At 55.8% G+C, this 11,056-nt stretch carries 7 protein-coding genes and 4 pseudogenes; 8 read left to right on the top strand and 3 right to left on the bottom strand.

Translation table 11 applies throughout. The features are described from left to right. Positions 1-65 precede the first annotated feature (65 nt). From N8E89_RS02830 to N8E89_RS02820, 3 genes and pseudogenes are all read left to right on the top strand, one after another. A complete protein-coding gene (locus N8E89_RS02830) occupies positions 66-674 on the top strand; it encodes a DUF1285 domain-containing protein (RefSeq protein ID WP_262261079.1) in 609 nt (202 codons plus the stop codon). Further along, a complete protein-coding gene (locus tag N8E89_RS02825) occupies positions 671-1,312 on the top strand; it encodes a CoA pyrophosphatase (protein ID WP_106664042.1) in 642 nt (213 codons plus the stop codon). Before N8E89_RS02830 ends, N8E89_RS02825 begins: the two co-directional genes overlap by 4 nt. Next, positions 1,309-2,578 (top strand): annotated as a pseudogene (locus N8E89_RS02820) (CCA tRNA nucleotidyltransferase). Before N8E89_RS02825 ends, N8E89_RS02820 begins: the two are co-directional and overlap by 4 nt. A 15-nt stretch (positions 2,579-2,593) precedes the next feature. On the opposite strand, the gene N8E89_RS02815 reads toward N8E89_RS02820, so the two are convergent. Then, positions 2,594-2,776 (bottom strand): DUF1059 domain-containing protein, encoded by a 183-nt coding sequence (locus N8E89_RS02815; RefSeq protein WP_106664040.1) that lies wholly within the window; start codon positions 2,774-2,776, stop codon positions 2,594-2,596. Between the two features lie 127 nt (positions 2,777-2,903). Beyond that, positions 2,904-3,818: an oxygen-dependent coproporphyrinogen oxidase gene (hemF, locus tag N8E89_RS02810; protein ID WP_262261078.1), complete on the bottom strand. Its 915-nt coding sequence runs from the start codon at positions 3,816-3,818 to the stop codon at positions 2,904-2,906. Between the two features lie 155 nt (positions 3,819-3,973). Here hemF and N8E89_RS02805 point away from each other — a divergent pair, with 155 nt between their 5' ends. Both N8E89_RS02805 and N8E89_RS02800 read left to right on the top strand, forming a co-directional pair. Then, on the top strand, positions 3,974-4,246 hold the full coding sequence (locus N8E89_RS02805) for a hypothetical protein (protein WP_106664038.1): 273 nt from the start codon (positions 3,974-3,976) through the stop codon (positions 4,244-4,246). Between the two features lie 220 nt (positions 4,247-4,466). Further along, positions 4,467-5,571 (top strand): annotated as a pseudogene (locus N8E89_RS02800) (ABC transporter substrate-binding protein). Positions 5,572-5,627: 56 nt separating this feature from the next. On the opposite strand, the gene N8E89_RS02795 reads toward N8E89_RS02800, so the two are convergent. Beyond that, complete coding sequence (locus N8E89_RS02795; protein WP_245448734.1) at positions 5,628-6,098, bottom strand: tRNA (cytidine(34)-2'-O)-methyltransferase; 471 nt, start codon at positions 6,096-6,098, stop codon at positions 5,628-5,630. Positions 6,099-6,445: 347 nt separating this feature from the next. Here N8E89_RS02795 and N8E89_RS02790 point away from each other — a divergent pair. The 3 genes and pseudogenes from N8E89_RS02790 to petA all read left to right on the top strand — a co-directional run bounded on the left by N8E89_RS02790 (position 6,446) and on the right by petA (position 11,044). Then, positions 6,446-8,294: pseudogene (locus tag N8E89_RS02790) on the top strand (ABC transporter ATP-binding protein). Between the two features lie 146 nt (positions 8,295-8,440). Continuing rightward, positions 8,441-10,292, top strand: a pseudogene (locus tag N8E89_RS02785) (ABC transporter ATP-binding protein). Between the two features lie 248 nt (positions 10,293-10,540). Beyond that, a complete protein-coding gene (gene petA / locus N8E89_RS02780; protein WP_410010353.1) occupies positions 10,541-11,044 on the top strand; it encodes a ubiquinol-cytochrome c reductase iron-sulfur subunit in 504 nt (167 codons plus the stop codon). The last annotated feature ends 12 nt before the right edge of the window (positions 11,045-11,056 follow it).

The raw sequence follows: 11,056 nt of genomic DNA, 5'->3' as shown, positions 1-11,056 counted from the left end.
ATGACATGCTGACAAGCGGTCCAACGGTGACTATTTCGTGACGTATACAGAAAAAAGGTCGGGCCATGGCCGAGAGAGAAAGCACTTTGCGCGATGCTGCGGGACTTGAAGCGTTGATTTCCCGCGCCGCGGCATCGGGCAAGGGCCTGCCGCCGGTCGACAAATGGAACCCGGATTTTTGCGGCGATCTCGACATGGAGATCAAGGCGGATGGGACCTGGTTTTATATGGGAACGCCGATCGGACGACAGCCTCTGGTACGCCTGTTCTCGACCGTTCTGCGCAAGGATGCCGACGATAAGACCTATCTCGTAACGCCGGTCGAGAAGGTGGGCATTCGGGTCGAGGATGCGCATTTTCTTGCCGTCGAAGTAAATGTATCCGGCGAAGGGGATGATCAGACCATGACGTTCCGGACCAATGTGGGTGATATCGTCGAGGCAAGCGCGGAAAACCCACTGCGTTTTGTCGTCGACGAGACCAATGGCGGTCTGAAACCGTACCTTCTCGTCAGAGGGCGCCTTGAAGCTCTTCTTGCTCGCCCGGTGATGTATGAACTGGTCGGTCACGGAGAGGATGTTACTATCGACGGTGAAGTCATGTTTGCCGTCCGATCGAAAGGCAAGGTTTTTCCGATCATGCCCGCGGTCGATCTGGAAAAGCAAAGCCTATGAGCCAGTCAAAAATACTGGAAGAGGGCTTTTCTGCCAGGGCTTTCGCGCAGCGCGTGGCACTCAAGGGCAATGAAACATTGGATGAGGACCACGGTGACCATCTGCTCAATCCCGGGCTCGATGCCGTGATCGCGGCAAATCCATTGCGTGATGCGGCTGTGCTGGTACCGATTGTTGATCGCGGCGACGAGGCGAGTGTGATCCTTACCTTACGCACCGCCAACATGCGCAAGCACTCCGGCCAGGTGGCTTTTCCGGGCGGTGCGATCGATCCAGAGGACGACTACGAGCCGGAGAAAGCAGCGCTGCGCGAGACTCATGAGGAAATCGGGCTTGAAGGCCGGCATGTGGAACTTATCGGTCGTCTGCCGCGCTACCTGACGACGACCGGCTATTCGATCACGCCGGTGCTTGGTCTTGTGCATCCGCCATTTGAATTGACGCCGAACCCGGATGAGGTTGCAGACGTATTCGAGGTGCCGCTGTCATTTCTGATGAATCCGGCTAACCATCGTCGCGAAAGCCGGATATGGCAGGACAAGGAACGCTTTTACTACACAATGCCATTTGGCGATCGCTTCATCTGGGGCGTTACCGCCGGGATTATCCGCACGCTTTATGAAAGGCTCTATTCGTGAGCACAATCTCGATCGCGAACACGGCCCCCTGGATCAGGGACAAGTCCTTGCAGAAACTGCTCGGGGTTCTGTCTGCCGGAGGCGAGGGGGCACGCGTTGTCGGTGGCGCAGTGCGCAATACGTTACTCGGCCAGCCCGTTAGCGATCTGGACATTGCAACCACCTGCCTTCCGGAAGAGACATTGCGGCGTGCGAAAGAGGCCGGCTTCAAGGTTGTTCCGACTGGCATCGGTCATGGAACGATTACGGTTATCGCCCAAGGGCGCCCCTACGAAGTCACAACTTTGCGCGCCGACGTCGAGACCGATGGCCGGCATGCAGAAGTGGCATTTGGCCGCGATTGGCAGGTGGATGCGGAACGGCGTGATTTCACCATCAATGCGCTTTATGTCGAGGCTGACGGCACGGTCATCGACCTTGTGGGTGGAATTGCCGACATCGAAAACGGGACGTTGCGCTTTATCGGCGATCCGGAGCAGCGAATCCGGGAAGACTATCTGCGCATCTTGAGGTTTTTCCGGTTTTTCGCCTGGTATGGAAAGGGCAGGCCCGAAAGCGAGGGCCTGAAGGCATGCGCCCGGCTGAAGGATGGTCTGGCCAGACTTTCGGCTGAACGAGATCTGGTCTGAGCTGAAAAAACTGCTGGCGGCACCGGATCCCTCGCGTGCACTCCTGTGGATGCGGCAGGCGGGTGTGCTTACCGCGGTTCTGCCGGAAAGCGAAAAGTGGGGGATCGACTCGATCCACGGTCTGGTGAAAACAGAGCGGGATCTTGATTGGGACGTCGATCCCATGCTGCGGCTGGCGAGCATTATCCCGCCAAATGCCGAACGCACGACCGAACTGGCATCGCGGCTGAAACTCTCCAACAGCGAGCGTGAGCGGCTTGAAAACTGGGCCAACACGATGCCGCCGCAACCGGAGATTTCCCAATCTGGATTTGCGAAGAAACTCTATCGCAGTGATAGGCAAGGCATGAGCGATCAGCTGCGTCTCGCTTTGGCTTCCGCGCGTGCAGGCGCTTTGGAGGATAACGCAGCAATGATGCGCGCCGGGCATCTATCAAAACTGCTGGAATTTCTTGAACGCTATGAGAAGCCGAAATTCCCATTATCCGGCGGCGATCTCGTTGCCGCCGGCTTCGACAAAGGTCCAGAGATCGGCAAAGTACAACGCGCACTGGAGAATGAATGGATCGAGTCCGGATTCAGTCTCGGCCGCGACGCATTGCTTGCAAAGATTCCCGATTATACGGGGAAGGCTTAAGGTTCCTGGCTCAGATCAGGCTGCGCGGCCCTTTTCAGGCTGAATGTTCGCCTTGATCGTATCGAGCATGTGCTCGCGAATGACGGTTTCGCCGTGAGTCTCGCGAAGATGCTCTGTGGCGCGGCGGATAATCTCAGCTTCGGTGTCGTGACGTGTGTGCCACTGGCAACCGGGAACAATGCAATGAAGTTCTTTCATGGCTTCTCTCCCTGTTGTGAGCCCGCAAAACGTGTGCCTGACGCGCTCGATTCATCGGGCGCGATTTCGCCGCGCCAACACGGATCATAACGCATGACGTCGAAGATTGATCCCCAAAAATATCCTACTAGGGCCACTTAACGGTTGGCGGCATGGACGAAAGAATGGATTCGACATTGCCGCCGGTCTTCAAACCGAAGATCGTGCCGCGATCGTAGAGCAGGTTGAACTCGACATAACGGCCCCGGCGAACGAGTTGCTCCTGCCGATCGGTATCGGTCCAATCTTTGTTGAAGTTTTGTCGTACGAGGTAGGGATAGACAACGGAAAAAGCCCGTCCAACATCGCGTGTAAAGTTGAAATCGGCATCCCAGCCCCCAGCCTCTTCGGAAGAGTGCAACCAATCGTAGAAGATGCCGCCCGTACCGCGGGGCTCCTTGCGATGGGGAAGATAAAAGTATTCGTCGCACCAGCTCTTGAATTTATCATAGCTGGCTACCGCAGAATGCTTGTCGCACACGAACTTCATCGCCTTATGAAACGCCATCGTATCAGGGTCTTCCTGGGTGCGCTTGCGTTCAAGTACAGGTGTCAGATCCGCACCACCGCCAAACCACTGCCGTGTCGTCACGACCATGCGCGTGTTCATGTGCACCGCCGGCACAAACGGACTTTGCGGGTGCGCGATGAGCGAAATGCCTGAAGCCCAGAACCGGGGATCCTCGTCGGCGCCAGGTATCTGCTTGCGGAATTCCTGGCTGAACTCGCCGTGCACGGTCGAAATATGCACCCCGACCTTCTCGAATACACGGCCATGCATGACGGACATGATGCCACCACCGCCCTTTCCCTCGTCACGTTGCCAGGGTGTCTGCTTGAAGCGTCCGGGCGTACGGTCGGAGAACGGTCCATCCAGTTCATCTTCCAGCTGTTCAAAGGCCGCGCAAATCTTGTCGCGCAGTTCCGAAAACCAAGCAGTAGCCGTGTTTTTCTTGTCTTCAAGCGCTTCTGGGAGAATGGCGGGAATATCTGGACGGTCCATGGCAAAGAATCCTTTTTGTAGCGGACAGTATCACACCAACCGAAAGCCAAAAGGAAGGGAAGTTTACTCAAATACTGAATGCACAAAAAATGACTCGTTTTCCGTCCGAACACTCCCTAATCTCTATTGGTGTAGGGTTCAGTGAGGGATACGAGATGGTCTCCAAAGCACCCCGATCGCAATTTCCAAAGCCGCCACTTGATGGCTTGCGCAAGAGATTGCAGGAGAGCCGCGACGGCACCAGCCAGCAGCGTGGTGCTTTCGTTCGCGAGAGTTTCAGACTGCCACGCCTCGCGGCGCGGGAGAAGGCGCGTGAATGGTTCGAGCAGTACCCGAAGGCCGCCTACTGGACTGAAATAGAAAGTTGGTATGAACGCCCGGGGGACATCATCGAGTTTACGATGCGCCGATTGCCGAACGCAGACTGAAATTTGAAAAATCAGAGATTCAACAATAAAATTGATGATCTTCTTCAGAAAATTGATCAGTTTGATGAGAAATCGTCGTCCTTTTTAAAAATCTATGAGATTTTCTATCGTTAAAGCGGAATTTCAAGCAATCGTTGCTGACAGCCTTTTGCAAAGCCAGTAGAACTCTGCCAGCACCGGAGAATCGTCCGGACGCACAAGAAAAATCAAGGAGGATACTATGCGCTTATCGTTGATATCTGGCGTGGCGTTTGCCGCTGTTATGGCGATGACGTCGTTTGCCAAGGCCGACATCGTGGTTGGCATTATCGCACCTGTCACCGGACCGGTCGCAGCGTATGGCTTGCAGGTAAAGAACGGCGTCGAAAGTGCTGCGGAAGCCATCAATGCCGCAGGCGGCATCAAGGGCGAAAAAAATCGTAACGAAGATTTTTGACGATGCGGGCGAGCCCAAGCAGGGCGTATCGGTGGCCAACCAGGTCGTTGGCGAAGGTATCAAGTTCGTGGTCGGTCCGGTGACGTCGGGCGTCGCCATGCCGGTTTCGGATGTTCTGGCTGAAAACGGCATCGTGATGGTCACGCCAACCGCGACCACCCCGGACCTGACGACGCGCGGCCTTGAAACCGTGTTCCGCACATGCGGACGTGACGATCAGCAAGCGGACGTTGCGGGCAAGTACATTCTCGACAATTTCAAGGACAAGCGTATTGCCATCGTCTATGACAAGACCCCTTACGGTACCGGCATCGGTAACGGCCTCAAGGCCGTGCTTAACAAGGGCGGTGTCACCGAAGTTGTCTTCGAAGGCATCAATGCTGGTGAAAAAGACTACAGCGCGCTTGTTACGCGTCTGAAGTCTGAAAAAGCCGACGTGATCTATTTTGGTGGTTATCACGCTGAAGGCGGTCTGATTGCCCGCCAGTTGAACGACCAAGGTATCAAGGCGCAGCTGATTGGCCCTGATGGTCTGTCAAATACCGAGTACTGGGCAATCGGCGGAGAGGCTGCTGCAGGTACGCTGTTTACCAATAGTGCAGATCCGACAAAAAATCCTGCGGCTTCGAAAGTCGTAGAAGCACTTCAAGCCAAGAATATCCCGGCGGAAGCTTTCACACTCAACGCTTATGCAGCGTTGCAGGTGATCGCAGGCGGCATCGAAAAGGCCGGTTCCGCTGAACCAACGGAAGTTGCGGCAAAGATCAAGTCGGGTGAGGCGCTGCCAACGGTCGTGGGTGACCTGACCTATTCGAGCACAGGCGACCTGACCACACCGGCCTTCGTCTTCTACAAGTGGGAAGGCGGCAAGGCTGTTCAGATCGACTAAAACGCAGCCATACATGGAGAAGTCCGCCGGTCAGAAATGCCCGGCGGACTTGCTTTTCAGAGTTGGAACTGCCGGAGCGCTTCTCCAGCAGCAATGGCCGCCGAAAGGGCGATATTCAAGGAACGCGCGCCTGGGACCATCGGGATGATCAGCCTTGCATCCGCAGTCTGATGCACCTCATCCGGCACGCCCGCCGATTCGCGACCTAGCAGCAGAATGTCTCCGGGATGAAATCTGAATTGCGTGTAGGGCTCGGCCGCTTTCGTCGAAAACAGGAGCAGACGGCGTTTTTCAGTCAGCCTCCATTGCTGGAAATGGGTCCAGTCGGCATGGCGCGTGAGAGCGGCCTGTTCGAGATAGTCCATCCCGGCCCGCTTCAATGAGCGGTCCGAAAGGTCGAATCCTGCAGGCTCAATGATGTCGACCGCGATACCAAAACATGCAGCCATGCGCAGGATAGTGCCTGTATTGCCGGGAATATCGGGCTGGTAGAGCGCAATGCGCAAGTCAGGTGGTGCTTCGGTCAATATCGCGTGCTCCGTTCGCAACACCTTCGCTGCGGAAGGTTGAACGTATGAGATTGGGGTCTCGCCTTTTGCGTTCATAATAGGTATAGGGGACGTACCGCAACGCTAACTTTGGAGGTGTCGATGCCAGAATATTCCCGACTTCTTCCAAACCGGATGGTCTCCGGTGCCGTTGGTGGTTCTGTGTCTACTATTCTCGCGTAGTTTCTCTCATCTCCTGACACAAGCCGCAATCGTTTGTTCTCACGTTTGCAGGTTCTGTTCCATGTTCGTCTTGACCAAACTTCAGCAAGCCGATTTTGCGGTCTGCAACCATGATCACGATATGCCCCACATGAGGTTCGATGATGTTTCGCTGGTTTGAAGAGAGGCTTGAGCCATTCCCGTCTGCTGAGCCTGGCGAGCCACCCAAGAGCTTGGTGGCCTTTTGCCTGCACTATACCAAGGGTGTCTGGCCGTGGATTGCTGTTATGGCTGTCTGCACATCTCTCATCGCTGTTCTCGAAGTGTCGATGTACGGGTTCCTGGGCGGTATTGTCGATTGGCTCTCGAACCACTCACGCGAAACATTTCTTGCTGATGAAGGGTGGAAGCTCGCATTGATTGCGGGTGTCGTACTTGTCGTAATGCCGGGGGGTCGTTCTCGTCGATTCGCTGGTCATCCATCAGACTTTGCTCGGCAATTATCCGATGCGTATCCGCTGGATGGTGCATCGCTATCTTGTTCGCCAGTCGATGACTTTTTTCCAGGATGAATTTGCGGGCCGCATTTCCACCAAATTGATGCAGACGTCCCTCGCGGTGCGCGAGACGGTGATGAAGCTGCTCGACGTTCTCAACTACGTTATCGTCTATTTCAGCGGAACCCTGATCATTGCCGCCGCGGCTGATTGGCGGCTCATGATGCCCTTTCTGGTATGGCTGGCGGCCTATGTCAGCCTGATGTGGTATTTCATCCCAAAACTACAGGTGGTCTCCAAAAAGCAGGCGGATGCGCGATCGACAATGACCGGGCGGATTGTCGACAGCTATACCAATATCGCCACCGTCAAACTCTTTTCCCATTCCAAGCGCGAGGAAGGCTATGCCCGCGAGGGCATGCAGGATTTCTTGAGTACCGCCTATACCCAGATGCGTATGGTGACAGCATTCCATGTGGGCCTCTATGCGATAAACTGCCTGTTGCTGTTCTCGGTTAGCGGCATTGCCATCTGGTTGTGGCTCGGCTCGGCGATCTCCGTTGGTGCGGTGGCTGTCGGAATTGGACTGGTGCTTCGTCTCAATGGTATGTCGCAATGGATTATGTGGGAAATGTCGGCATTGTTCGAGAATATCGGCACAGTTGAGGACGGCATAACCTCGATCTCACTGCCCCGTCTTGTGACGGACGTTCCCGATGCTCCAGAACTGATCGTGAGCGCTGGCGCCATCACTTTCGATGCGATCGGCTTTCATTACGGCAAGGGCGCAGGTGTCATTGACCGCCTGTCGCTAGACATTCGGCCCGGCGAAAAGATTGGGCTCGTGGGCAAATCGGGCGCCGGCAAATCGACACTGGTCAATCTGTTGTTGCGGTTCTACGACCTCGAAAGCGGACATATACGTATCGATGGCCAGGATATTTCGCAGGTCAAACAGGACTCACTGCGGGAACACATCGGTATGATCACACAGGACACCTCGCTGCTGCATCGTTCGATCCGGGATAACATTCTCTACGGCCGGCCCGATGCATCCGACGAACTGATGTATCAGGCCGTAAGGAATGCGCAGGCCGACGGATTTATCGAAGCGGCGAACGATCCGAAGGGCAGGCGTGGTTTCGATGCCCATGTCGGTGAACGAGGTGTCAAACTTTCCGGTGGTCAGCGCCAGCGTATCGCCATAGCGCGGGTCATGCTGAAAGATGCACCGATCCTGATCATGGACGAAGCAACCTCCGCGCTCGACTCCGAAGTGGAAGCAGCGATCCAGGACAACCTCTATCGGCTCATGCAGGGGAAAACCGTGATCGCGATCGCACATCGCCTGTCGACCATTGCGGCGCTCGACCGGCTGGTGGTGATGGACAAGGGCAGGATTGTCGAAAGCGGCAGTCACGAGGAGCTTATTGCAGCTAATGGCATCTACGCCGGCCTGTGGGCAAGGCAGTCGGGGGGCTTCCTTGGTCTCGACGATCAGGAAGCAGCCGAGTAATCAGAGTTCAATACTGCAAACTTACTCAAGTTTAATTTGACGGCCAGCGGGACTCGCTCAAAGGTGTTTCGCTGGCCGTCGATGCGTTTCAAAGCGGTGCATACTTCATCAAAGCCACAGGAGATTCCAACATTGATGTGGGTTGAATGACACGTCTTTTCCGCCTGTTCGAGAGCTGGATCGATCCTTACGCAAACCCGCCGGCCGATCGAGTGCCAAACCAGTCACTGGCTTTCATGTGGTTTTACGTCAGGCAGGAAAAATACGTATTTCTCGCCATGCTTGTCTGCGGCGGCCTGATCGCGCTCTTCGAGGCCGGTCTGTTCTGGTTTGTCGGAAAAGTGATCGACATTCTGTCATCAGCTGATCGTGCGCAAGGCTGGCAGGGTCTGATCGACGGGCATGGTGTCGCGCTTCTCCTCATGCTTCTGGCGGTATTTATCGGGCGGACGCTTGTTCTTTCGCTTGCAGCGCTCGTCGAGGAGCAGGCCATTGTACCGGGCTTCAACAATCTCGTGCGCTGGCAGGCGCACAGTGTTGTCTACCGCCAGAGCCTTTCGTTCTTCCAGAATGATTTTTCCGGCCGCATAGTGACTAAGGTCTGGGCGGCTGGTCAGGCGCTTGGCGATTTCATGGTTACGCTGCTGCAGGCTGTATGGTTCAGTCTGGTCTACTGCGCGACAACGCTGTTTTTGATTGGCAGACTTGACTGGCGCCTGGCTTCGGTCGTTGGACTATGGCTGGTCGTCTTTGGATTCACCGCACGCTACTTCCTGCCGCGGGTGCGCCGGGCCGCGAGGGAAACTGCCGAAACGAGTTCTCTCGTCATGGGGCGTCTCGTCGATGGCTACAGCAATATCCAGACGCTGAAGCTGTTCGGAACAACGCAGCGCGACGATGCCTACATGCGGCGGGGGATGGACCGCTGGCTCGCTGCGATCATGGCGCTGACGCGCGGTTTGAGCGGCATTCGGATTTCGCTCGCTGCAACGAGCGGTGTGATGATCTGTGCCGTTGCATCTCTTTCCATTGATCTTTGGCTGGCCGGGGAAATTTCCTCGGGTGAGGTGGCCTTTACGCTCGGCCTTGTCCTGCGTCTGAGCATGCTTTTGACTCGCATGATGGCCAATCTGAATGGGCTTCTGCGAAACTTCGGTACGATCCAGAATTCCATGGAGCTCTTGGCAAAGCCCGTTAGCGTCTTAGACAGCCCCGATGCTTCAGAACTTGTCGTCACGCATGGGGCAATCAGGTTTGAGAGCGTGCGTTTTCACTATGACAGTTCCAGGAACGTTATCGAGGATCTTTCTCTGAATATCCGTCCTGGCGAGAAGATCGGCCTTGTGGGGCGTTCGGGTGCCGGCAAGTCAACGCTCGTTAATCTGCTGCTCAGGTTCTACGATCTCGAAGGCGGCCGTATCCTTGTCGATGGCCAGGATATCTCAATCGTCACCCAGGATTCGCTCCGCGCCCATATCGGTATGGTAACGCAGGACACGTCACTGCTGCATCGCTCGGTGCGGGACAACATACTCTATGGGCGACCGGACGCCTCGGACGAAATGATGCGGCAGGCCGTCGTCAATGCGCAGGCCGATGCGTTCATTGATGGTCTGAGTGATCCAAAGGGACGAACAGGCTTTGACGCGCATGTCGGTGAACGCGGCGTCAAACTTTCGGGTGGCCAGCGTCAGCGCATCGCCATCGCTCGAGTGATGCTGAAGGATGCGCCGATCCTGATTCTGGACGAAGCGACATCGGCGCTCGATCTCGGAAGTGGAGGCTGCAATTCAGGATAGCCTCTACCGTCTGATGCACGGCAAGACAGTCATCGCCATTGCACACCGCCTATCGACCATTGCGGCACTCGACCGGCTGGTAGTAATGGATCAGGGCCGGATTGTCGAAAGCGGGACGCATGATCAGCTTATTGCTGCCAATGGCATCTATGCGGGTCTTTGGGCGCGGCAATCCGGTGGATTTATTGGTCATGAGTGATACGGCTGCCTATCCCTGCGACATCCTGCCCTTGTGGCCCTGTCAGGCTGGACAAGCCGAAGGGACATGCTTAGAAACCACGCAATATGCTGGGGATTCCACGGGGCTCATTTTCTTGGGCCTGTCTTCTATTATGCTGACATAGTGGATTCTCCCGCTGCGTTGTTATTCGGAAAGGAACAGGCCCCGTGAGCGCACACGATACGACCGAGCCGACACGGCGTGACTTCCTCTATATTGCGACAGGTATGGCCGGTGTGGTCGGTGCAGGTGCCTTTGCTTGGCCCTTCATTGATCAAATGAGACCGGACGCATCTACGCTGGCAGTCTCGTCTATCGAAGTTGATGTTTCGGCTGTTCAGCCGGGTATGTCCCTGACGGTCAAGTGGCGCGGCAAGCCGATTTTCATTCGCAATCGCACGCCCAAGGAAGTCGAGGAAGCCAAGGCTGTCGAGCTGAGCCAGCTGAAAGATCCGATTGCGCGCAATGCCAATCTGCCAACGGATGCCCAGGCCACAGATGCTGATCGTACCGCTTCCAAGGACAAGGAAAACTGGTTGGTGATGGTGGGTGTCTGCACCCATCTTGGCTGTATCCCCCTTGGTCAGCAGGGTGATTTTGGTGGCTGGTTCTGCCCTTGTCATGGTTCGCACTACGATACGGCCGGTCGCGTTCGCAAAGGGCCAGCGCCCGAGAATCTGCCTATCCCGCCACTTTCATTCATTTCCGATACCGTCATCAAGATCGGCTAAGGTTCCACGGGG

This window comes from Phyllobacterium sp. A18/5-2 (assembly GCF_025452215.1).
Taxonomy (GTDB): domain Bacteria; phylum Pseudomonadota; class Alphaproteobacteria; order Rhizobiales; family Rhizobiaceae; genus Phyllobacterium; species Phyllobacterium sophorae.
This window is presented reverse-complemented; position numbering and strand designations above follow the sequence as displayed.

What these genes read in the sequence shown, in the direction of transcription:
- petA (WP_410010353.1), top strand. Translation starts at nt 10,541, where the DNA reads ATGGCCGGTGTGGTCGGTGCAGGTGCCTTTGCTTGGCCCTTCATTGAT.
- N8E89_RS02815 (WP_106664040.1), bottom strand. Translation starts at nt 2,776, where the DNA reads ATGAAAGAACTTCATTGCATTGTTCCCGGTTGCCAGTGGCACACACGT.
- hemF (WP_262261078.1), bottom strand. Translation starts at nt 3,818, where the DNA reads ATGGACCGTCCAGATATTCCCGCCATTCTCCCAGAAGCGCTTGAAGAC.
- N8E89_RS02830 (WP_262261079.1), top strand. Translation starts at nt 66, where the DNA reads ATGGCCGAGAGAGAAAGCACTTTGCGCGATGCTGCGGGACTTGAAGCG.
- N8E89_RS02805 (WP_106664038.1), top strand. Translation starts at nt 3,974, where the DNA reads ATGGTCTCCAAAGCACCCCGATCGCAATTTCCAAAGCCGCCACTTGAT.
- N8E89_RS02825 (WP_106664042.1), top strand. Translation starts at nt 671, where the DNA reads ATGAGCCAGTCAAAAATACTGGAAGAGGGCTTTTCTGCCAGGGCTTTC.